The organism is Litoreibacter sp., from assembly GCF_058136045.1.
Genome location: NZ_JBYVDD010000003.1, coordinates 787,017 through 808,019, shown reverse-complemented (window position 1 = coordinate 808,019; position 21,003 = coordinate 787,017). Strand labels below are relative to the sequence as shown.

At 57.6% G+C, this 21,003-nt stretch carries 21 protein-coding genes; 11 read left to right on the top strand and 10 right to left on the bottom strand.

The features are described from left to right. Positions 1-171 precede the first annotated feature (171 nt). The 9 genes from AC3Y7R_RS05280 to mdoH all read left to right on the top strand — a co-directional run bounded on the left by AC3Y7R_RS05280 (position 172) and on the right by mdoH (position 11,651). Positions 172-771, top strand: coding sequence for a superoxide dismutase (locus tag AC3Y7R_RS05280; protein WP_490040950.1), 600 nt, complete (start codon positions 172-174; stop codon positions 769-771). Between the two features lie 9 nt (positions 772-780). Then, positions 781-1,713: a metallophosphoesterase gene (locus tag AC3Y7R_RS05275; protein ID WP_490040949.1), complete on the top strand. Its 933-nt coding sequence runs from the start codon at positions 781-783 to the stop codon at positions 1,711-1,713. A 234-nt stretch (positions 1,714-1,947) separates the two neighbouring features. Further along, positions 1,948-2,433: a DUF302 domain-containing protein gene (locus AC3Y7R_RS05270; protein WP_490040948.1), complete on the top strand. Its 486-nt coding sequence runs from the start codon at positions 1,948-1,950 to the stop codon at positions 2,431-2,433. Positions 2,434-2,466: 33 nt separating this feature from the next. Next, positions 2,467-4,080: a thiamine pyrophosphate-binding protein gene (locus AC3Y7R_RS05265; protein WP_490040947.1), complete on the top strand. Its 1,614-nt coding sequence runs from the start codon at positions 2,467-2,469 to the stop codon at positions 4,078-4,080. 53 nt (positions 4,081-4,133) lie between these two features. Continuing rightward, positions 4,134-5,339: a CaiB/BaiF CoA transferase family protein gene (locus tag AC3Y7R_RS05260; protein ID WP_490040946.1), complete on the top strand. Its 1,206-nt coding sequence runs from the start codon at positions 4,134-4,136 to the stop codon at positions 5,337-5,339. A 184-nt stretch (positions 5,340-5,523) separates the two neighbouring features. Next, positions 5,524-6,897, top strand: a complete 1,374-nt coding sequence (locus tag AC3Y7R_RS05255) for a tetratricopeptide repeat protein (protein ID WP_490040945.1) — start codon at positions 5,524-5,526, stop codon at positions 6,895-6,897. A gap of 28 nt (positions 6,898-6,925) precedes the next feature. Further along, entirely contained in the window at positions 6,926-8,245 is a 1,320-nt protein-coding gene (locus AC3Y7R_RS05250) for an OpgC family protein (RefSeq protein WP_490040944.1), read from the top strand. Next, positions 8,242-9,786: an OpgD/OpgG family glucan biosynthesis protein gene (locus tag AC3Y7R_RS05245; RefSeq protein ID WP_490040943.1), complete on the top strand. Its 1,545-nt coding sequence runs from the start codon at positions 8,242-8,244 to the stop codon at positions 9,784-9,786. The genes AC3Y7R_RS05250 and AC3Y7R_RS05245 overlap by 4 nt, the downstream gene beginning before the upstream one ends. After that, on the top strand, positions 9,783-11,651 hold the full coding sequence (gene mdoH, locus AC3Y7R_RS05240) for a glucans biosynthesis glucosyltransferase MdoH (protein WP_490040942.1): 1,869 nt from the start codon (positions 9,783-9,785) through the stop codon (positions 11,649-11,651). The genes AC3Y7R_RS05245 and mdoH overlap by 4 nt, the downstream gene beginning before the upstream one ends. A gap of 7 nt (positions 11,652-11,658) precedes the next feature. Here mdoH and AC3Y7R_RS05235 read toward each other — a convergent pair whose 3' ends face one another. From AC3Y7R_RS05235 to AC3Y7R_RS05210, 6 genes are all read right to left on the bottom strand, one after another. Beyond that, positions 11,659-12,474 (bottom strand): CE1 family esterase, encoded by an 816-nt coding sequence (locus AC3Y7R_RS05235; RefSeq protein ID WP_490040941.1) that lies wholly within the window; start codon positions 12,472-12,474, stop codon positions 11,659-11,661. Further along, entirely contained in the window at positions 12,471-12,935 is a 465-nt protein-coding gene (locus AC3Y7R_RS05230) for a rhodanese-like domain-containing protein (protein ID WP_490040940.1), read from the bottom strand. The genes AC3Y7R_RS05235 and AC3Y7R_RS05230 overlap by 4 nt, the downstream gene beginning before the upstream one ends. Further along, complete coding sequence (locus tag AC3Y7R_RS05225; protein ID WP_490040939.1) at positions 12,935-13,504, bottom strand: SCO family protein; 570 nt, start codon at positions 13,502-13,504, stop codon at positions 12,935-12,937. The genes AC3Y7R_RS05230 and AC3Y7R_RS05225 overlap by 1 nt, the downstream gene beginning before the upstream one ends. Further along, entirely contained in the window at positions 13,501-14,082 is a 582-nt protein-coding gene (locus AC3Y7R_RS05220) for a hypothetical protein (RefSeq protein WP_490040938.1), read from the bottom strand. The genes AC3Y7R_RS05225 and AC3Y7R_RS05220 overlap by 4 nt, the downstream gene beginning before the upstream one ends. Beyond that, positions 14,082-14,537 carry a hypothetical protein gene (locus tag AC3Y7R_RS05215; RefSeq protein ID WP_490040937.1) on the bottom strand — a complete coding sequence of 152 codons (456 nt, stop codon included), beginning with the start codon at positions 14,535-14,537 and terminating at the stop codon, positions 14,082-14,084. The genes AC3Y7R_RS05220 and AC3Y7R_RS05215 overlap by 1 nt, the downstream gene beginning before the upstream one ends. Before the next feature lie 130 nt (positions 14,538-14,667). Further along, positions 14,668-15,222 (bottom strand): LOG family protein, encoded by a 555-nt coding sequence (locus tag AC3Y7R_RS05210; RefSeq protein WP_490040936.1) that lies wholly within the window; start codon positions 15,220-15,222, stop codon positions 14,668-14,670. A gap of 104 nt (positions 15,223-15,326) precedes the next feature. Here AC3Y7R_RS05210 and AC3Y7R_RS05205 point away from each other — a divergent pair, with 104 nt between their 5' ends. Together AC3Y7R_RS05205 and AC3Y7R_RS05200 are read left to right on the top strand one after the other, a co-directional pair. Then, entirely contained in the window at positions 15,327-16,538 is a 1,212-nt protein-coding gene (locus tag AC3Y7R_RS05205; RefSeq protein ID WP_490040935.1) for a LysM peptidoglycan-binding domain-containing protein, read from the top strand. Between the two features lie 151 nt (positions 16,539-16,689). After that, positions 16,690-18,489, top strand: coding sequence for an ABCB family ABC transporter ATP-binding protein/permease (locus AC3Y7R_RS05200; RefSeq protein ID WP_490040986.1), 1,800 nt, complete (start codon positions 16,690-16,692; stop codon positions 18,487-18,489). 21 nt (positions 18,490-18,510) lie between these two features. Here the strand turns inward: AC3Y7R_RS05200 and AC3Y7R_RS05195 are convergent, their stop codons facing one another. From AC3Y7R_RS05195 to AC3Y7R_RS05180, 4 genes are all read right to left on the bottom strand, one after another. Further along, positions 18,511-18,801 (bottom strand): PAAR domain-containing protein, encoded by a 291-nt coding sequence (locus AC3Y7R_RS05195; protein ID WP_490040934.1) that lies wholly within the window; start codon positions 18,799-18,801, stop codon positions 18,511-18,513. 13 nt (positions 18,802-18,814) lie between these two features. After that, on the bottom strand, positions 18,815-19,255 hold the full coding sequence (locus tag AC3Y7R_RS05190) for a hypothetical protein (RefSeq protein WP_490040933.1): 441 nt from the start codon (positions 19,253-19,255) through the stop codon (positions 18,815-18,817). A 62-nt stretch (positions 19,256-19,317) separates the two neighbouring features. Continuing rightward, positions 19,318-20,124, bottom strand: a complete 807-nt coding sequence (locus AC3Y7R_RS05185) for a trypsin-like serine peptidase (RefSeq protein WP_490040932.1) — start codon at positions 20,122-20,124, stop codon at positions 19,318-19,320. A gap of 40 nt (positions 20,125-20,164) precedes the next feature. Then, positions 20,165-20,827 (bottom strand): SDR family NAD(P)-dependent oxidoreductase, encoded by a 663-nt coding sequence (locus AC3Y7R_RS05180; RefSeq protein ID WP_490040931.1) that lies wholly within the window; start codon positions 20,825-20,827, stop codon positions 20,165-20,167. Positions 20,828-21,003: the final 176 nt, after the last annotated feature.

The following is a 21,003-nucleotide window of genomic DNA, read 5'->3' as shown; positions in this document are numbered from 1 at the left end:
TAAGCCCAATCAAGCGGTGCCTGCATTCAACTATCGCGCTCTATTTAGTAAGAAGACGGGCAAAGGCACCTGTACCCTTCGGTGAGGCGTTAAACGTGTCTTGACCCCGCGCGCCCAGACCATCACTTATGGGACATCAAGATTTTTCATTTCCAACAGGGGGCCCTGATAATGGCTTTTGAACTTCCAAACCTACCTTACGCTCATGATGCATTGGCCGATAACGGCATGTCCAAAGAGACATTGGAATATCACCACGACCTGCACCACAACGCCTATGTGACCAATGGCAACGCTGCTATCGCTGGTACTGAGTGGGAGGGTAAATCCCTCGAGGACATTATCACAGGCACCTATGATAAATCCTCCGTCGCGCAAAACGGCATCTTCAACAACATCTCACAACTTTGGAACCACAACCAGTTTTGGGAAATGATGAGCCCGGGCAAATCCGCCATGCCATCCGAGCTGGAAGCAGCCCTAAAAGACAGCTTTGGCTCGGTTGAAGAGTTCAACAAGCAATTCGCAGCTGCAGGCGCAGGCCAGTTCGGCGCAGGTTGGTGCTGGTTGGTCAAAAACGCTGACGGCTCACTGGCAGTGACCAAGACCGAGAACGGCGTGAACCCACTATGCTTTGGTCAAACAGCGCTGCTGGGCTGCGATGTGTGGGAACACTCCTACTACATCGACTTCCGCAACAAGCGTCCGGTTTATTTGACCAACTTCCTTGATAATTTGGTCAACTGGGAAAACGTCGCCTCGCGCATGTGATCCGAAGTCTTGAAAAGTATTAAAAACCCAAACCTGTCCGCCACTCCGCGGGCAGGTTTTTTACGCTCCACCGCTGATTACTGGTGGGGGGCATACGCTCAGGTTGTTGAAACGCGCTATGATGTTTCAACGCCAAAACTAGCAATAAATCAAACACTTACAGTCGCGATTGTAACGGACATCCATGCCGATACACGCTTCATGCCATTGTCACGCATCGAGCAGATCGTCGAGCGCACCAATGCGTTGGGCGCGGATGTTATCTATATCGGGGGCGATTTATCGGCGCAGTGCAATGCCCTCATGACCCCGCTGCCTTTGCAAGATACGGTCGCGGTTCTGGCGCAATTAAAAGCCCCGTCAGGCGTGTTCGCGGTGCTTGGAAACCATGATTGGTGGGACGACGCACAGGCGCAAGCCGCCAATATGGGCCCACCAGAAACCGTCGCTTTGTGCCATGGGGCCGGTATCCCCGTGTTGCAAAATGATGCGGTGCAGCTTGATCACCCCTCAGGGGTTTGGCTTGCGGGACTGGATAGCCAACAGGCGTTCAGGCGACCAATGCGCGCACATATTGGGGCGCATGATTTGGGCAAGGCGCTGGCCAAGGTGCCGCCAAATGCGCCTTGTGTATTGCTGGCGCATGAGCCGGATATTTTTGCCGAATTACCTATGCATACGGAGGCAAAACCGATTGATCTGGTGTTGTCGGGCCATACGCATGGCGGTCAAATCAGTCTCTTTGGGATGCGCCCGATTGTGTCGTCAAAATTTGGTGCAGGCTATGCTTATGGCCATGTGCAAGAAGAGGGGCGCGACCTGATTGTCTCGGGTGGGCTTGGCTGCTCAAACATTCCTGTGCGGATGGGGGTTTTGCCCGAGATCGTTTTGGTCACAATCCGCGGGCAAGCGTCGAGGGTCGAGGGTAGAGGGCAAGGGTAAGGAGCAGACTTAAAGGTTTTGCCCCTCAGATTACCCGCAACGCTCATGCCAATATTATTGGGTAGTCCGGGGGGGCAGGCGCGCCCCATGCGTCCCATGGCGGTGGAGGCACCCCCCCCCTGCGCGAGGACAGTTTGCGTTTGTGTGAGGCTCACAGCAATGTCGCGCGCTTGTGATTGGTTCGCCGCCGCAGCGCGGCATAAGATAGCGCATATTACGTTAAGGAGATATCATATGCGTGCGCTATTCACTCTCGTGTTTACCCTTTGGGCGGGGTTTGCCTTTGCCGATGTCACTGCTGGTGCCACCACCGATATTACTGCGCGCGACGGTTGGGTCGTGATACAGACGTCCAAGAGCTATAAGCAATTGCTTGGTGATACGCTACAGGCCGTCAAAGCCAACAAAATGGGCGTCGTGACCCAAGCAGGCCCCACAGGCGCCGCTAAATCGCGCGGCATCACCATTCCCGGAAATCGGGTCATTGGCGTGTTCAACAACAAGTTTGCCGTGCGCATTTTGGGCCTGTCTACGGCGGCAATGATCGAAGCCCCGATCCGGATCTATGTGACCGAGGACAGCGACGGCGCGACGCTGAGTTATAAAACGCCCTCCCTCGTGTTCGCGCCCTATATGGGCGAGGCTGGCCCCGACCTTGGCGCCGCTGCCGCCGAGCTGGACGCAATCTTCAAGAACATTGCAGGGGCCGCTGCCGGTTGATACCAGCAGGTAGACCCCTTCAAGGAGAGCCTCATGACCAGTCCCAAACGCGCCGCTGACTTTTTGGCTCAGCGCCTATACGAGGCGGGGTGCCGTCACGCTTTTGGTATGCCGGGCGGCGAGGTGTTAACCTTGATTGATGCCCTAGAGGATGCAGGCATTGAGTTTGTGTTGTGCAAGCACGAGAACGCAGCAGGCTTCATGGCAGAGGGCGCGCATCATGTGAATGGCGCACCTGCTATCTTAGTGGCAACGTTGGGGCCGGGGGCGATGAACGGCGTGAATGCGGTGGCTAATGCGCATCAAGAACGCGTGCCGATGATTGTGCTGACGGGCTGTGTCGATGCCGACGAGGCGCTGACCTATACGCATCAAGTGCTCGATCATAGCCGTGTGTTCGACGAGATCACTAAAGCCAGTTTTACCCTATCTGTGGATGGTGCGGATATCATTGCCGACAAAGCCGTCAGCATTGCCACGCAAGGGCGCTGCGGCCCGGTTCATATAGATGTGCCAATATCGGTGGCTGATACACCCGCAACGCCGCGCTTGCACCGTCGCGCACCTGCTGGGCTAAGCGCGCCTGAGGGCGATGATCTGGCATTGGCGCAGACATGGCTTGATAGCTCCGAGCGTCCGGTGATTATCGCGGGACTTGATGTGCTCTATGATGACAGCACGGCAGAGCTGCTGCGATTTGCGCAGGCTTACGGCGCGCCAGTGATAACCACCTATAAAGCAAAAGGCGTGATCCCCGAGACGCATCCGCTGGCTTTGGGTGGGGCTGGGTTGTCCCCTTTGGCCGATAAGCATTTGCTGGCGCTGGTGCGCGAGGCTGATTTGGTAATTTGTGTGGGCTATGACCCGATAGAGATGCGCCCGGGCTGGCGTGATGTCTGGGACCCGGACCAGACGAGGGTGATTGATATCACGGCGGAGCCAAATCTGCATTATATGCACCAAGCTGGCTTGAATTTCATTTGCCATACGGGAGCCGCTTTGCGCGCTTTGAGCGGTACGGGGGGCATCTATGACAGTTGGCCCGATGGCGAGGTTGCAGTGACCAAGCAAGCCTTGGCTGATGCTTTCCCTGTGGATGAGGCATGGGGGCCTGCGGCGGTGATTGCACAGTGCCGTGAGATTTTACCCGAGGATGCGATTGCCACGGTCGATAGCGGCGCGCACCGTATTTTACTGTCACAGATGTGGACATGTTATAGCCCACGCACATTGCTGCAATCCTCGGCGCTATGCACCATGGGCTGTGCTGTGCCATTGGCTATGGGGGCGAAATATGCGGCCCCTGAGCGCGTCGTCGTTAGCTTTTGCGGTGATGCGGGGGCGTTGATGGTGGCAGGGGAGTGGTCCACCGCCGCCGAGCACGGGTTGAACACGATATTTGTGGTCTTTGTGGACCGCTCGCTGGCGCTGATCGAGTTGAAGCAACGCCAACGCCAGATGAAAAATACCGGGGTGGATTTTGCAGGCCATGACTTTGCCGCCATCGGGCGGGCTTTTGGCGGGCTGGGGCATACTGTCACTTCGCGCGCTGAGCTGCGTGACGCCTTGACGGCGGCGATGGATGCGGACAGTTTCACGGTGATTGCGGCTGTCATTGGTCGAAAATCCTATGATGGTCGTATTTGAAGCCGTAGATGCCTGCGGCGCGGATATTTAGAGAACAATGATAGGGTTAAGATATGGCCGAGACAGTGGTTGGGGCATTGGATGGGATTAAAGTTCTTGATCTTAGCCGGATTTTGGCGGGACCCACGTGTACGCAGCTACTGGGTGATCTTGGGGCTGAGGTCTGGAAGATCGAGAACCCCGGCACGGAGGGTGATGATACGCGCAAATGGGGGCCTCCGTTTGTGAGCGATGCGCATGGCGCGCGCACTGATTTGAGTGCGTATTTCATGTGTGCCAATCGCAATAAGCTGTCTGTTGCGTTGGATATATCAACACCTGAGGGGCAAGAGAGCATTCGTGCCTTGGCGCTGCGCGCTGATGTGGTGATTGAGAATTTCAAACCTGATGGGTTAAAGAAATACGGGTTGGATCATGGCGCGCTTTTGGCGCTTAATCCTAAGTTGGTTTATTGCTCTATCTCGGGGTATGGGCAGACCGGGCCAAACCGCCTTAAGCCGGGCTATGATCTAATGGCGCAGGGGTTTGGCGGCATCATGTCGTTAACTGGCGAGCCCGAGGGGCGGCCGATGAAAGTTGGCGTTGGCATCGCGGATGTGATGTGCGGGATGTATGCCACCGTTGGTATTTTGGCCGCCTTGCGCCACCGCGCGCAAACAGGCGAGGGACAGCATGTAGATATCGCCCTTGTGGATAGCCAGATCGGGTGGTTGATCAATGAGGGTGTGGCGCATCTGAGCACTGGGCAGGAACGCAAGCGCCAAGGCAATGAGCACGCCACCATTGTGCCTTACCAAACATTTGAGACGGCGGATGGCCATGTGCTGATAGCCGTAGGCAATGATAGCCAGTTCGTGCGGTTTTGTGACTACCTTGGGCGGCCAGATTTGGCGACAGATACGCGCTATGCCACCAATCCGGCACGGATCGAGAATAGAGTGAAGCTGCTCAAGATACTTGAAGGTTTGATGGCCGAGCGTCCAAACGCCGACATCGTGGCAGGTCTAGAGGCGCGCAAAGTCCCTGTTGGGCCGGTGAATACGCTAGGGCAATTATTTGCCTCGGATCAGGTGGCGGCACGGGGTATGAAGATCAGCATGGCGCGTGATGATGTGGAGGGCGGGACTGTATCGCTGATTGGCAATCCGTTGAAGCTGTCCAAGACGCCCGTGACTTATCGCCATCCGCCACCGCATTTTGGGCAAGACACCGATGCAGTGCTGGACTTGGTGAAAAGCGGGTCGCCAGCGAAGAGCTAAGCATACGAAATATTGGCGGATTTTTGCCAATTTTCTTATGGGACCGGGGTTTCAATCACCGTTTTGCCAGTTTTCCTCACGTATGCGTTATAGTGCTGACGCAATCGTTTACCGATGCACACTAATCGCTATCAGATAGCCGTGGGCAGGTTGCTCAGGTTAGAATCAAAATAAGGTAGCGGTCATGTATCAGGACGTATTCGGGCAAGAAACGACCATAAACTCGCGCGACGCGCTGGGGGCGTGGAACGAAACCCTGATGGCTTTCATGGCGCATGGTGCGGCGACACCTACGCATTTGGGTGAGACGCTGAGCTTGGATACTGACTTTGCCTTGGGTCATGCGGTCAAAGGTATGTTCTACCTGCTGCTTGGCCGCCGCGAGCTGGGTGAGATTGCGCGCGAGGCTTTGGGGTTGGCCGAGGCCTGCGCCCAAATGACGCCAATTAGCGCCCGCGAGCAGTCTTTCATTTACGCGCTTAAGGCATTCTACGAGCGAATGCCAAGCCAAGCTATTCAGCACCTCGAAGATATTCTGGCGGTGCATCCCGGCGATACACTGGCAATGAAATTAAGCCACGCCATTCGTTTTGTGATGGGCGGCAGTAAGGGGATGCGTAAATCTCTTGAGGCGGTAATGGGCGCATATGGCCCCGATCATGCGGGACGCGGGTATATGATGGGCTGCCATGCGTTCGCGCTGGAAGAAACCGGTGAATACGGGCGTGCGGAAACCACCGGGCGCATGGGCTTGGAGATATCAGCGGATGACGCGTGGGGGCTGCATGCGGTGGCGCACGTCTACGATATGACGTGCAATGCTGCGGGGGGGCTGGAGTGGCTCACCGGGCGCGAGGCCGCTTGGTCGCATTGCAACAATTTTCGCTACCACGTGTGGTGGCACAAGGCGCTGATGCATCTGGACCTTGGCCAGACTGATGTGGTTTTGGCGCTGTATGACACTGAAATCCGGGCCGAAAAAACCGATGACTACCGTGATATATCAAATGCCACGTCCTTGCTGTCTCGCTTAGAGCTGAACGGTGTTGATGTGGGGGACCGCTGGGAAGAACTGGCGGACCTGTCGGCCAACCGCACCGAAGATGGCTGTCTGATTTTCGCGGACTTGCACTACCTGTTGGCCCTTGTCGGGGGCTCTCGCCAGTCGGCAATTACCAAGCTGATGGGGCGGATGCATCGAGATGCCAAGTCGGGGCGCTGCGAGATATCGCGCGTGATGGCGACGCCGGGCTTAAGTGCTGCGGCTGGGCTGGAATCCTTTGGCGAGGGTGACTTCAAGACGGCCTTTTTGAACCTTGCGCGCGCGCGCAGTACTATGCAGCAAGCCGGCGGCTCTCATGCGCAACGTGACGTGTTTGAACGCCTGACGATTGATGCGGGAATTCGCGCCGGCTTCCTTGACGAGGCCGAGCGTATCTTGAAAGATCGCGTGCGCACGCGTGCAGGTCGTGAAGACGGCTATGCCGCAGCGCGTTTCTCGCTCATTTCGCAGGGTCGTGATGCAAGTGCTTGCACGGCTCGCGTACCTGCTGAATAAGCGCGGCAACAGAAGCGGCGCAAAGAATATGACTATGGTGTCCACACCCAAAATGAGCACGGCGGCGACAAGCTTCGCCGCCAGTCCCACGGCGTCCGGCACGTCGGGGGTGACGACCCGCGACCCGCGACTGGATTTCTATCGCGGCATTGCGATGTTCATCATCTTGTTTGCCCATACGCCGGGTAACTTTTTTACCAGCTGGATTCCGGCGCGCTGGGGCTTCTCTGACGCGACGGAAATTTTCGTGTTCTGCTCTGGCATGGCGTCGGCCATTGCCTTTGGGCGCACGTTTGATCGTGCTGGCTGGGCGCTGGGAACCGCGCGTGTCGGCCACCGTGTTTGGCAGGTCTATTGGGCGCATATGGGCATGTTCTTCACCATCGCCATGATGATGGCGTGGTGGGACAGCTTTGGTGTTTTTGACAAGAACTATATCAATTCGCTGAATTTGGTACCGTTCTTTGAGGGGCGCACGGGGCAGGCTTTGGGTATTGTCACGACCACGGCGGATAACTTGATTGGCATCTTCACGCTGACTTACGTGCCGAATTATTTCGACATTTTGCCGATGTATATGGTGATTTTGCTGATGATGCCGATCGTCATGGCACTGAGCCGGGTTAACCTGTGGCTCATGGCCGCCGTCATTGCAATCGTGTGGCTATTTGCGCAACGCGGCCTGCTTGAAGAGGTCGGGGCGGGTGATCTGTGGCTGAGCCTTCCCGCCGAACCGTGGTCAAACCGTCACTGGTTTTTCAACCCGTTTGGCTGGCAACTTGTGTTCTTCACGGGGTTCGCCTTCATGCGCGGCTGGATACCAGCACCGCCAGTAAAGACGTGGCTGATTGTGCTGGCGGCGGTGATCGTTGCGACCAATATCCCGCTGTCCAACATCGGGGTGCGGGCGGTCAGCCGCGAGTGGTTTGGCCTCGTATTCGACGGCAATCCAGTGATCGAGTGGCGGGTGGCCAACAAGCCGTTCATCGACAAATCCGGCTTTGGAATTTTGCGCTATGCCCACTTCCTGGCGCTGGCCTATCTGGCATGGGTCGCGGCCGGTGTGGGCGGGCATCGCCTTGTGGCAAAGGGTCATACGGTGGCGTCAAACGCGTGGAACAAGTTTGTTCATGTGATTATGAAAGTTGGCCAGCAAAGCCTTGCGGTCTTCGTGTTTTCCATGGTGTTCGCGCGTATCGCGGGCTTTACGATGGATCAGATCGGGCGCGAAACTGGCACGGTAATTTTGGTTAACTTTGTCGGCATCGCCGCGCTGATTGGCGTGGCGTATTTTGTGGCTTGGATCAAGGGCACCCCTTGGAAGCCCAAGAAGGTGGGCACCGCATGAGCCTGTCTCGCCGCTCATTCCTGACCATGATGGGGGCCGCCGCCTTGGCTGGCCCTGCGGGCGCGTTGCCGATGTTCAAGGGCGCGGCCAAGCCGTTCTCGCTCGCGCTGCTGCACGCCGAGGCCAAGCGCCTCTCCGAGCAGGCCTACGCGCCTATGCCCGAGGTTCCAAAGGCTTGGCGCGACCTGACGTATGATCAATATAAGTCGTTGGCATTCGATGCCAAAAAGGCGCTGTGGTCGGACACGGACCGCGCCTTTCAGATGGATTTGTTCCATCCCGGTCTATATTTTCCACGCCCGATCGAGGTCAATATTGTCGAGGGTGATACAGCCCAAACCTTGGGGTTTGATCTGTCGTTATTCAACCGCTACGATAAGTTCCCGCAAGCGCTTGTAGATGATGCCGACAACCCTGATTTGGGCTATTCCGGCCTGCGTTTGCGCCACGAATTGGTCAAGCCGGGGCACTTTGAGGAATTCATGGTGTTCCAAGGCGCCAGCTATTTTCGCGCCATCGGTACGGGCCAAACCTACGGGCTGTCGGCGCGCGGTTTGGCGCTGAATACGGGCGATGCGCAGGGGGAGGAGTTCCCCGAGTTCACCCGTTTCTGGGTCGAGGCCCCGTCAAGTGATGCCAACACCATTACCGTGCACGCTCTGTTAGATGGGCCGTCCACCACGGGCGTCTACACGTTCCAAATCACGCCGGGAAAACCTGCCCATGTCATGATAGAGGCCACGCTTTATCCGCGCACGGACCTAGAACACGTGGGCATCGCGCCGCTGACCTCGATGTTTTTGTTCGATCAAACCAACCGCGCCCGTTTTGACGACTTTCGCGAGGCGGTGCATGACAGCGAAGGCTTGTTGGTCTGGAACGGCGCGGGAGAGATGTTGTGGCGGCCCTTAGCGAACCCATCCAGCTTGCAGGTGTCGAGTTTTGTGGATGAAAATCCACGCGGATTTGGACTGATGCAACGCGTGCGCGCGCCTGAAGATTTTGCCGATCTGGAGGCGCTCTACCACAATCGCCCCTCGCTTTGGATTACCCCGGGCGAGGAGTGGGGCAAGGGGGCAATTACCTTGGTGGAAATCCCTGCCGACAAGGAAATATACGACAATATCGTGGCCTATTGGCGCCCCCGCATGCCGCTGAGCGCAGGGCATTCACACCGCTTTTCCTACGAGATGACTTGGGGCGGGGAGCCGCAAGGCACGCGCCCTGTATCTCATGTTTCGAACACGCGTATCGGCAAAGGCTATGATAAGAAAAAACCCTATGTAATTATGACGGTAGACTTCACCGACCATGAGGTTTTTGGCACCACCATGGCCGATTTGGATACCATTACGCGCTTTATTGGGACTAACCGTGGCACTGTCTCGGAGGGCATTTTACAACGTAATCCGGGCACTGGTGGCGTGCGGTTGGCCTTCAAGTTTGACCCCGGTGAGGCCACCGCGGCAGAGCTACGAGTGCAGCTGGTGAAGGATGGGAAATCTTTGACAGAAGTGTGGCTTTATAGGTGGACAGCGTGACCGCACATCTGATGCCAGCAGAGCAAAATTTGGCATTCCCCGTGCAAAATTTGTCCTCAAATTACCGCGATAGAAGCGCGCCTGCGCTGGCGTCAACTCGGGCTACTTTGGGCTGGAGGCTGGCTACTTTTTTGCCTGCTTTCATCACGACCGCAGGGCTAATTGCAGCCTTTACCAATTGGTTTTCCATGGGGGGATTGTCGATTTTTGAGGGGCTGCTGATCGCCCTTATCGCGAGCACATTCTTTTGGATATCGTTGTCAGTTTCCACGGTAACGGTCGGGTTGATCAACATGATGCGCCCGCGCCTCAAGGCCAAAAATATACCCGTGGGCGCGCAGGATGTGGCGCTTTTGGTGCCTATTTACAACGAGGCCCCGTGGGATGTGTTCGGCAATGCGCAGGCGATGCTTGAAGAGCTTGATCACTTGGCACATCAGCACTGCTACACGTTGTTTATTCTGTCAGACACCCGCGACGAGGCCATCGCGCGGCAAGAGCTTCGCGCCTTCGCATCCTTGCGTGCGGAGCTTTCGAAAAATGTGGCGATTCACTACCGCAGACGCACTGACAATGTTGACCGCAAGGTGGGTAATCTCGCCGATTGGGTGGCGCGTTGGGGTGGTGGCTACGACGCGATGCTGGTGCTTGATGCAGACAGCTTGATGTCGGGGCAGGCCATTGTGGAGCTGAGCGATGAGTTGGCGCGCGATCCCTCCGCGGGCCTGATCCAAAGCTTCCCGCAACTGTTCGGGGCGGAGACATTGTTTGGCCGAATACAGCAATTTTCCAACACGATTTATGGCGCGGCTCTGGCCGAGGGGTTGGCGCGCTGGTCCGATCAAGAGGGCAATTATTGGGGGCATAACGCGATCATCCGCACGGCGGCTTTTGCGTCTTGCGCGGGGTTGCCACGGCTGGATACGTTCCGCTCCAAGGACGCATTGATCCTTAGCCACGATTTTGTCGAGGCCGGGCTTTTGCGCCGTGCAGGCTGGGGCGTGCGCTTTGTGCCGCAAGTGAAAGGCAGCTACGAAGAGGTCCCTGCGACGCTGATTGACTACGTGCTGCGCGACCGCCGTTGGTGTCAGGGTAATCTGCAACATCTCAATATTATGGGCACAAAAGGCTTCCATCCGGTGACGCGGTTTCACCTGTTTCATGGGGCGATGGGGTATTTGCTGTCGCCTGCATGGTTCGCATTACTGAGCGTCTGGGCGCTGATCGGTAAGGGCGAAGAGGCCAATGTCATTCGCTATTTTACCGGCGAAAATCCGCAGGTGGCATGGCCCGAGATGAGCCATGCGAGTAACTTCTCAATACTGGTTTTTATGTACGGAATGCTGCTGGCCCCGAAGTTTTTGGGGGCCGCCGCGTTGCTGCAATCGGGGGCATCGCTGCGTGATCTTGGCGGGGCAGGGCAGTTCTTAATGTCCTTCTTGACCGAGATCGTGGTGTCGGTGCTCTACGCCCCGATCTTGATGGTACAGCAAACCATTGCGGTGGCACGCACATGGTTGGGATATCGCGAAACTTGGACCCCGCAGTCGCGCCGTGGTGGGCAATATGGGCTTGGTTCGGTGTTAAAGTTTCACGCGGTCGAGAGCGTTGTCGGTCTGTTGCTGACTGCGGGGCTTTTTGAGGGAATTATCACCCTTTGGTTGCTGCCAATTGCGGTGTCACTACTTTTGGCGGTGCCTCTGTCGATGCTCAGCGGCGCGCGGATGACACGGTTCAAATGGACGGCGCGCCAACTTGGCACAGCAGAGGTATTCAATGCCCCACCGATCATTCAAAGCGCCAAGCGCGAGCGTCAACGTTTGCGCATTCTGTTAGAGCATGACGAGGCGGTTCCAGCCGAATAGGCCGCGCTTATTCGTCCAGCCCCTCAAACCAATCGAGCGTCATTTCAGCCCAACCTTTGGGGATGCCATGGGCGCCTTGGTGCAGTGCAAATTCCAGCGCACCGGCTTCGCAATTGTCCCATTTGCGCCGCCAAAAGCTGCCAGAGGTGTCGAAACTATCGGCGCGCATTCCGGTGCAGCCGTTGGTTTTACGCCAGATTTGCATCGCTTGAAAAACGTCGCCTTGATAGATTAATCCGCTGCGTAAGGGGCGGCCTTCCAGTGGCACGGTGGTGTCGCGCCAGCCGTGGGTGTGGAGCAGCTTGACCGGGCCTTTGCAGGCGTCCATATCAGGGTGAGGCCGCCAAAAACTACCCGCGACAGGGGCATAAGCGCGGGCCAGATCAGGGGCGTCGCAGGCAAGGTAGGAAACCATGGAGCCGCCAATGGAAAACCCTGCCAGCAGGATATTATCGCGGTCAATACCGTGGTTTTTTACTGCGTCGTCAATGACATCGCGGATAAAATCCAGCTCGTCACGTTGTTGGGGGCGGTCGGGGTGAAAGGACCATCCCGCACCAAATCGTGACTGCGGGCGCTTTAACCCGTTTGGCCCAATCACCGCATAGCCGCGGTTTAACATCGGGCCGCCCATGCGTAAAATTCCGGTCCCCTTGCCACCTGCGCCATGCAGGAACACAACGGCGGGAGTGGGGCCAGTCGCGCCTTCAGGTGTTTGGATGTGGTAGCTGCCGCCGGGTATTTCGCAGGCGGTATCTTTGGCTCCGCACTCGGCAAGGGCTGGCGAGGTGAGAAAACACAGCGCAGCGAGGAGGCGCTTCATTGGACCACCGGCAGGCCGCGTTTGAGCCAGCCGGGACCAGCCGCAGAGCCGAGCATTCCCTCAGGCACGTCGATGATTTGGCTAAAGCCCGCTTCGATCAGGCGGTTGTTCATGCGGGCCGAACGCACGCCGCGCGCGCAGATCAGCGCAACTGGCGTGTCGGTTTTGCCGCCTGTTAGCCCTAGCAATGCATCGACGAAATCCTTGCGCCGCATATCAAGGCGCTTGGCCCCTTCGCCGGAGCCGGTTCTTGACCATTCATCGGGGCGGCGGATATCGACCAAAAGGATGTCGCCCGCCACGGCTTGGCTGTGGGCGGTGGGGGGATCAATGCGTGCGGCTGCTGAGGCCTCGGTGATCAGCGTGTAGAATAGGTTGCGCCCGCCTGCGGCATAAATCGCGCTGCCCGCCAGCACCACTGCACCGCCTGTTATGAATGCGCGCCTTGAAATATTGGCCATCAGCTTTGCTCCATCGTGTATTTTTTGACGATCCCGACCGCGGCCTCAAGGGAGACAACAGGCGGCACCAGAGTTAGTAATTTTCCCTGCCCGTCCAGCAGATAAAGAAAGCTGCCATGGGCATAGACCGGCCCGAACTCAGGGTCAAAAAACATCTGCTCGGTCTCGATTTGATAGGCATCATAGGCCTGCTGCAACTGCTCCGGACTGCCGGTTAGGCCAATGAAATCAGCGTGGTGTTGGCTCAGTGCCGGACCAAGGGTTTCGACAGTGTCGCGGGCTGGGTCAACCGTGATCATCACAGGGGTAACCTTGACGCCATCCTCAGTGACCGCATCGACAATTTGCGCCATCAACGGCAAGGCAGCAGAGCAAATTTCGCGGCAATTGGCATAGCCAAAGAACAGCAGTTGCGGCTTGCCGTCCGGGTCTGCTTGGCTGCGCATTGTGCCGGATTGGTCGAGCAGCACATAGTCCCCGCCCAGATTGAACGGTAGGGCGGGTTGCTGGGCTGTTGTTGGGGTGCCTAGGGCGAGGACTGCCAGGCAAAAGAGGGCGCGTGCGATCACTCGAACAGCTCCGCGATGAAGGCAGCATCGGTATCCAAGCCAAGACCAAGGTGGCCGGTTTTTGCGATATGGGCGTTGACCCGCGGGTCGCGGCGAAACCATGGGCCTTTGCCTTTGGCCTCGGGGTATTTGGCGCTCCAAACCTTTGTCCAGCCATTCGCTTTGGTCCATTCCTTTGTCCCGAGGGGGCGGATTTTTTGGAGCTGATAGATGTTGGTGGCGCCTTGGATGTCTTCATCCTCGATGATTAACCCGTCCACTTCGACGGCTTTTCCGCAGAAAGGAAGCAGATCAGTGGTCGCGCCTTGAAAGCCGGATTGGGCGTTCTTGTTGGGGAAGACCAGCACATTGTCAGCGGTGCGCAGCAGTCCAAGTTGGCGATTTCCGTTGCCGCAGTTCTCGGTGCAATCGCCCGTGATCTCGCAGGTGATATCCACGACTTTGGCTTCAAAGAAGGCGGGCAACTCGGCGTAGAGGTTCCAGCTTTTGGCGCTGGAGCCTTGCGAAAAATCAGCCGCAGAAGCGGGGCTAGCGGCCAGCAGGGCCGCGGCAATAAGGCGTTTGAGTGCGGTGCTCATTACTTTGGCTCCGGAATGGCGAAGCCCGGCGTGACGCCGTAATCTTCGTGGTTGAGGTTGGTGATGCCATGATCGGTGATCACGTTTTCTACGACCAGATAGTTCAGCCCGTCGCGCTTATAGAGCATCCCGTCGGCGGTGATCTCGTGGGAGGCGAGGTTCAGGTTTGTGTCGCCGGATGCGTTTTGGGCGTCGCCATTGATTTTGAGAACCATGTAGACCTCGCCGTCTTCACCCAGCAGGCCCACCGGAATACCACCCGCCGAGCACCAGAGCGCACAGGTGTGGTGGGCTGATCCGACCACCGCGTCCGGCCCGCCCATGACGCCGGAGAAGTAGCACCAAGTGTCGATGATCTCGCCGGTGATTTGGATGCGCTCGCCCTGAGCGGCCAAGCTTGGCGTGGCAAATCCTAGGGCCAGCAGCGAGGCTGCCCATAACGTGGTGAGTTTCATAATGGCGGTCCTCCAGTGATTCTTGCTTCAAGATAGCAAGAAAACCCAGCCGAGGGGGTATCACAACTTGGTCAGGCGGCGGCGCGGTCGAGAGTGGAGGAATTTGGATATTTATAGAACAATGATGGGGTTAGCGCAGCGCTTGTGAAAGTTGGGTGGTGAGCGCCTCGACTGTGTTGGTGATCGTGACAAAATCCAGCAAGGATTGGTCGGCGAAACCCTCACTTACGACATGGGTGTTTAGGGCCACCAGCGGGGCCCAATAGGCATCGGTATTGAGCAGGTAGATGGGTTTGTTATGCAAGCCAAGTTGGCGCCATGTCAGCACCTCGAAAAACTCGTCCAGCGAACCTGCGCCACCGGGCAGCACGACAATTGCGTCAGAGTTCATATACATGACTTTCTTACGCTCATGCATGGTCTCGGTGATGATGAACGTGTCGAGGTCGCGTTTGCCGACTTCGCGGTTGAACAGATGCGTGGGGATCACACCGAAGGTCTCGCCGCCAGCTTCTTGGGTTGCTTGTGCCACCGCGCCCATTAATCCGACATCGCCCGCGCCGTAAACCAAGCGCCAGTTGTTGGTTGCCAAGGCGCGGCCCAAATCCTCGGCGGCTTGTTTATAGCTGGGTTTTGCCCCGAAGCGGGAGCCACAATAGACGCAAACGGATTTAGGGTGGGACATCGGGTAATCTCCTAACGCAGATGTGGCTTTGCCTTGTTCTATGGAGGCTGCTACGCTGCGACAACGCCTTTTTGGAAAAGGCTGGGGGAGAAGGAAGACGCGACATGGCCATTTGGTCGAAGATGGGGCTGAGCGGGCCTGCTGCCGGAGCGGGCGTGGCTTTGGTTGTGGTGGTGGTCGGCGGGGTCATTTTAGCGGTGCAGTCGCGCCCTGACGTTGATCTGGTACAAGTGCCGAGAGAGGCGCCCGCGACGCTATTGAATGCGCCGAAGGTTGCAGAAGAAACAAAGAGCGCAGAGAGCATAGAGGCTGCGAAGGCCGTGGCTCCCTCCATCAAGGCAGATAAAGAGGTAAGCGAGGCCGCGGGCCAACAAGCGGTTGCTGCTCCCATGGTTGAGGAGGAGGTTTCGTCTAAGGGCGCGGCGCAGCCTGAACCTGTCACCACGCCAAAGTTTGACGTTGTGCAGATTGAACCCGACGGTGGCGGGGTGATCGCGGGCAGCGCTGCGCCGGATCGGGTTGTGGTTTTGATGCTTGACGGGGTGGAGTTTGCCCGTGCGCAAACTGATAGGGCGGGTAAGTTTGGCTTGGTGCTGGATTTTCCGGCCTCGGAAACGCCGCGCGCTTTGTCGATGGAAGTGGTGCAAGAGGATGGCACGCGTTTGGCCAGCGATGGCACATTGTTGATCTCGCCGGTGCGTAATGTGGAGGTTGCAACCGATGATCCTGTGTCCGATCCCGCGCCAAAAGAAGCACCCGCCAAGGACGCGCCTGCGATTGTTCTGGCAGATGCAGAAGGGGTGAAACTGGTGCAGCCCGCGCCGCAGCCCGACGCCCCGACAACGCGTGATAATGCTCCGGTCGTGGCCAATGTGGTGATAGATACGATCTCATATGACGCGCAGGGCGAGGTGGCTTTGGCTGGACGCGGCACGGCAGCAGGATTTGTGCGGGTGTATTTGAACGATCGCCCCATCAAGACCACACGGATCGCGGAAGATGGTGCTTGGGAAGCTCCGCTACCGGAAGTGGATGCGGGGGTGTATCGCTTGCGCATTGACGAGGTGAACGCGGCAGGCGCGGTGACCAGCCGGGTCGAGACGCCGTTCCAGCGCGAGGCCCCGGAAATTGCCTCGGCCAAACCGCATTCGGTCACTGCGGTGACGGTGCAGCCGGGCTTTACGCTTTGGGCTATTGCGCGGGACCAGTTTGGGTCGGGCGAGCAATATGTGCGGGTCTATGAGGCCAATCGGGACCTGATCCGCAATCCGGACCTGATCTATCCGGGTCAGGTGTTTGCACTGCCAGAAGGCTAGAGCGCGAGGAGATATCCGGTTGGCAAGTTTACCTGCGGGCATTTCTTTTGCGCGACCTCTGGTCCTTCTGTGCGGCGGGTCTTAAGTTAGGAAGCCTAGCCCAGCCAAGAAAGCCCACCCAGCCATGGTTACTGAAGTCTCTGACGCCCGCATGAAGCAAGATTTGCGCCGTGACGGGACCTCTGTATTGCGCAAGGTGATCCCCTATCTTTGGCCTGCGGATCAGGCGTGGGTAAAGCGGCGCGTCGTGATTGCGATGGTGTTTTTGCTGCTCTCCAAAATCGTCGCTGTCGGCACGCCGTTTCTGTACAAAGGGGCGGTGGATGCGCTATCGGGCGATGCCAGTGATGCCGCTTGGATGTTGGCCATGGGTGCGATCGGGTTAACGGTGGCTTACGGCGGGGCACGAGCGTTAAATGTCGGGTTCCAGCAGTTGCGCGATGTGATGTTTGCGCGGGTGGGGCAGCGCGCGTTGCGGATGCTGGCGCTAGAGACCTTCGTGCATATTCACCGCCTGTCGATGCGCTACCATATTACACGCAAAACTGGCGGTCTTAGCCGGATCGTGGAACGCGGCGTAAAGGGCGTCGAGTTCTTGCTGCGCTTCTTGCTATTCTCGATCGGGCCGTTGATCCTCGAGCTGTTGATGATTGCTGTGATCTTGGCATTTGTGTTTAGTATCTGGTACTTGGTGGTCGTTGTTGTCACGATTTCGCTGTATACTTGGTTCACGTTTGCGGTGACAGAATGGCGGGTGAAAATCCGCAAACAGATGAATGATCAAGATACGGATGCCAACCAAAAGGCCATCGACAGCTTGCTAAATTTCGAGACGGTAAAGTATTTTGGCGCCGAAAAACGCGAGGCCGCGCGCTATGATGGCGCGATGGAAGGCTACGTGGCCTCGGCGCTCAAGACGTCCTATTCACTGGCATTTTTGAACTTTGGCCAGTCGGTTTTGATCACTGGCGGCTTGGTCGTGGTGATGGTTTTGGCAGCCATGGGCGTGCAGGATGGCACCTTGACTGTGGGTGATTTTGTTATGGTAAACGCCTATATGATCCAGATCACTATGCCGCTGAATTTCCTTGGCACCGTGTATCGCGAAATCCGTCAGGCCTTGGTTGATATGGGGGAGATGTTTGACCTTTTGGAGCAACCCTCCGAGGTGACAGACAAGGCTGATGCCACTGAACTGGCGGTCACGAATGGGGTTGTGCGCCTCGATGATGTGCAATTTGGCTATGACGAGGCGCGCCCGATTCTCAAAGGGGTGTCGCTAGAGGTGAAGGCGGGCCAGACCGTGGCTATCGTCGGGCCGTCCGGTTCGGGGAAATCCACCATCGGGCGGCTGTTGTTTCGGTTCTATGATGTCAAAGGCGGCGGGCTGTCGATTGACGGCCAAGACGTGCGGGATGTGACGCAAGAAAGTCTGCATGATGCCATCGGCGTGGTGCCGCAGGACACGGTGCTGTTCAACGATACGATCGAGTACAACATCGCCTATGGCAAGGCGAATGCCACGCGCGACGAGATCGAAGCGGCGGCCAAAGCGGCCAAAATTCACGACTTCATTCTGGAGCTGCCCGATGGCTATGCCACCACCGTGGGCGAGCGTGGCTTGAAGCTGTCCGGCGGCGAAAAGCAACGGGTCGGTATCGCGCGCACCTTGCTCAAGAACCCGCCGATTTTGCTGCTGGACGAGGCCACTTCAGCCCTTGATACCGAGACGGAGGCCGATATTCAGCACAGCCTGCAAGAGATGTCGCAGGGCCGCACCACGATCACCATCGCCCACCGGCTGTCGACGGTGGCCCATGCGGATCTGATTGTGGTGTTGGAGAATGGCGTGATCGCGGAGCAGGGCAGGCACGATGATCTGCTAGAGCGCGACGGGCGCTATGCTTCGCTGTGGTATCGCCAACAGGCCGAGGATGAACAGGCGGCCTGATTTGGCCGCCTGAAACAGGGCTTAGTTAAAGATAACCGTTGGAAAACCAACAACAATTGATCCGCCATGCGCGGTTGGATCCCCCAAGCGCGCGGCGGGTTTGTTGTTGATCATAACTTTGGTAGAGCCTTGGCTGATCGTGTCAGGCGGGCCAACGCAAACGCACATATCACCGACAACAGCCGCCGGCATATTGCCGATCAACACATTGGGCGCGCAGGGGCCAGAGATCGGGCCGCCGACGTGAGGTTTGGGGCCGGGGTCGACCATGGGGCAGACGTGATTGTCGCCAAGACGGGCTGCGGGGGGCATATCGGATGCTCCTTTAGTTGATGCGGATCATCGCGCCGCGCACGATGGTCTCGCCGTCAGAGATAAGGGTTGATTCGGTGCCGCTGGCGCCGGTGAAGGTGTCGGTCGCATCGGCTTTGATGTCGGTGGCGTTCAGCGTCAGGCTCTCGGCCGCGGCAACGGTCAGGTTGTGGTCGGCAATCATGGTGACATCGCCGCCGCTGGAAATCGTCACGCCCTCTTGGCCGGACAGGTTTAGATGGCCCATGGCATTGACCGAGAGCGATTGTGCCGCGTTAATACGCAGGCTATCGCCATCTGGCGTAATCACCAGATCGGGGGTGCTGGATGGGGTTTTGGCCTCTTGCGGGTCGTTGACATGCACGACCAAACCGCCCGGTGTCGTAATGACAAGGCGGCCTTGAGTTTGGTCATAGCTGATGTCGAGCGGGGATTTTGTGCTTAAATCAGTCATAATATATCTCCTTCAATGGCGCTATCAGACCAGAAAACGGAGTGATTATAAAGTGAATTCGTCTAGTTGCTGATTTGGGGCAGCCGCGAGGTGACAACACGGCTTGTGCGGCTGGCGGCTCCGACTTTCACAAACTTGGATTTGGCATTGGACGATTGCAACTGGCGCACCAACTGGTCCACGCTTGGCCCCATAGCGACCCCAAGGGCCACGTTGCCGCTGTCGCGCTTGCTGACCGAGGACATCACCGAGGCGATTTGCGGGCCTTGATCGGTCATCACAAAGACTGGCGAGCCGGAGGAGCCGAAGTCGATATCGCAGGTGTAATGCAGCACATTGCGCCGCGCGTGGGTCATTTTGCACCCGTCTTCCAGTGCGGGGACCTCGGCACGGCCACGCGCATAGGACACCACCATAACGCGGTCGTTTTGCGCTGGTTTTCGGTGGGTGCGGAAGGGCTGGATGGCGGCGTTATTGATCGGGTGCTCCAACTCGATCACGGCCACATCGGTGGCGATATGGGCATAGGTGTTTGAGCCGCCTCTGAAAACGTAATCACCATGCACAACATAGCGTTTGGCGGTGCGCGTCGCGGCAGAGCGCCCCATACGGTAGCCCGCGCGAAACACAATCTCCGAGGCTTTGCGCAACTTTCCGGTGCGCTTGTTGTAAATGCAATGCGCTGCTGTCAGCACCAGTTTTTTGGTGATCATTGCGCCTGTGCAAAAACCCGAGCGGCCCAAATCTAGGCGTCCCACGGCCTGCCATGGCAAAACCTCGGACAGTTTATCCAAAGCCTGATGTGGTGACGGGTCTTTGGCTTGCACCGGGGTGCACACCAAAAGCAAAGAGAGCAATAATCGTTTCATGGGCGCTTAGGTACGCACCTATTTGGGCAGGATTAGGGCCTCAGATCGGCAATTGGTCCAAAAGCCGGGCAGCCTCAATATGGCAATCGGCCAGTTTGGAGCGATCCTCGCCGGGATAAAACCGCCCGCGCGTGGCGGTGGGCATCGGGGCAGGGGTCACAATATGCACGGCGGGGCCAGTCTTGGTGCACTCAGATTGCCAGCTTTTCGCCATGCTCATCTGTGCAGATTTGGACATGCCATAAGCGCCGTGAAACTTGGTGCCTTGAACCGGGTCATCAAAAAACACTGCGTGGCCTGCTTGCGCGGCCTTCAACAGCGGCGTGGTGTTCAAGATCAGCCGTGCCGTTGCGCGCACGTTATGGGTTAGGGTTTTGTCCAGGTCATTGGCACTGATATGCTCAACTGGTGCAAGGGGGGCTGCGTGAATGGCGGCGTGGACCAGTAGGTCGACACGGCCCCACCGCGCATGAATCGAGTGGCAAATTTGCGCCATTGCCTCGTCGTCGCAAATATCGACAGGCACCAAAGTGGCCGAGCCACCCTTGGCTTTGATCCGGTCGTCCAGCTCTTCCAGCCCGCCAACCGTGCGCGCCAATGCGATAACGTGGTAGCCACGCGCTGCCAGCGCCTCGGCCATTGCGGCCCCAAGGCCACGCGACGCGCCAGTTACCAGCGCAATTTTCTCTGCTTTATCAGTCATGGGGCCTCGTGTGTCATCGCAGGCGTGCAGGTTCAAGGGCTGTCTGCCCCCCGCGTCACGCAGCCGCGCCAAACTGTTAGCGCTAAGGTGGGTGCGATCGGGGGGGTAAGGGGACAGTTTTCAAGGGCGATTGCTTGACAAAACATGCTGCACTGCCGAAAAAGAAGCAACGAATT

What these genes read in the sequence shown, in the direction of transcription:
- AC3Y7R_RS05265 (WP_490040947.1), top strand. Translation starts at nt 2,467, where the DNA reads ATGACCAGTCCCAAACGCGCCGCTGACTTTTTGGCTCAGCGCCTATAC.
- AC3Y7R_RS05190 (WP_490040933.1), bottom strand. Translation starts at nt 19,255, where the DNA reads ATGACTGATTTAAGCACAAAATCCCCGCTCGACATCAGCTATGACCAA.
- AC3Y7R_RS05255 (WP_490040945.1), top strand. Translation starts at nt 5,524, where the DNA reads ATGTATCAGGACGTATTCGGGCAAGAAACGACCATAAACTCGCGCGAC.
- AC3Y7R_RS05215 (WP_490040937.1), bottom strand. Translation starts at nt 14,537, where the DNA reads ATGAAACTCACCACGTTATGGGCAGCCTCGCTGCTGGCCCTAGGATTT.
- AC3Y7R_RS05185 (WP_490040932.1), bottom strand. Translation starts at nt 20,124, where the DNA reads ATGAAACGATTATTGCTCTCTTTGCTTTTGGTGTGCACCCCGGTGCAA.
- AC3Y7R_RS05220 (WP_490040938.1), bottom strand. Translation starts at nt 14,082, where the DNA reads ATGAGCACCGCACTCAAACGCCTTATTGCCGCGGCCCTGCTGGCCGCT.
- AC3Y7R_RS05250 (WP_490040944.1), top strand. Translation starts at nt 6,926, where the DNA reads ATGACTATGGTGTCCACACCCAAAATGAGCACGGCGGCGACAAGCTTC.
- AC3Y7R_RS05210 (WP_490040936.1), bottom strand. Translation starts at nt 15,222, where the DNA reads ATGTCCCACCCTAAATCCGTTTGCGTCTATTGTGGCTCCCGCTTCGGG.
- AC3Y7R_RS05180 (WP_490040931.1), bottom strand. Translation starts at nt 20,827, where the DNA reads ATGACTGATAAAGCAGAGAAAATTGCGCTGGTAACTGGCGCGTCGCGT.
- AC3Y7R_RS05270 (WP_490040948.1), top strand. Translation starts at nt 1,948, where the DNA reads ATGCGTGCGCTATTCACTCTCGTGTTTACCCTTTGGGCGGGGTTTGCC.
- AC3Y7R_RS05195 (WP_490040934.1), bottom strand. Translation starts at nt 18,801, where the DNA reads ATGCCCCCCGCAGCCCGTCTTGGCGACAATCACGTCTGCCCCATGGTC.
- AC3Y7R_RS05205 (WP_490040935.1), top strand. Translation starts at nt 15,327, where the DNA reads ATGGCCATTTGGTCGAAGATGGGGCTGAGCGGGCCTGCTGCCGGAGCG.
- AC3Y7R_RS05200 (WP_490040986.1), top strand. Translation starts at nt 16,690, where the DNA reads ATGAAGCAAGATTTGCGCCGTGACGGGACCTCTGTATTGCGCAAGGTG.
- AC3Y7R_RS05230 (WP_490040940.1), bottom strand. Translation starts at nt 12,935, where the DNA reads ATGGCCAATATTTCAAGGCGCGCATTCATAACAGGCGGTGCAGTGGTG.
- AC3Y7R_RS05260 (WP_490040946.1), top strand. Translation starts at nt 4,134, where the DNA reads ATGGCCGAGACAGTGGTTGGGGCATTGGATGGGATTAAAGTTCTTGAT.
- AC3Y7R_RS05245 (WP_490040943.1), top strand. Translation starts at nt 8,242, where the DNA reads ATGAGCCTGTCTCGCCGCTCATTCCTGACCATGATGGGGGCCGCCGCC.
- AC3Y7R_RS05235 (WP_490040941.1), bottom strand. Translation starts at nt 12,474, where the DNA reads ATGAAGCGCCTCCTCGCTGCGCTGTGTTTTCTCACCTCGCCAGCCCTT.
- AC3Y7R_RS05280 (WP_490040950.1), top strand. Translation starts at nt 172, where the DNA reads ATGGCTTTTGAACTTCCAAACCTACCTTACGCTCATGATGCATTGGCC.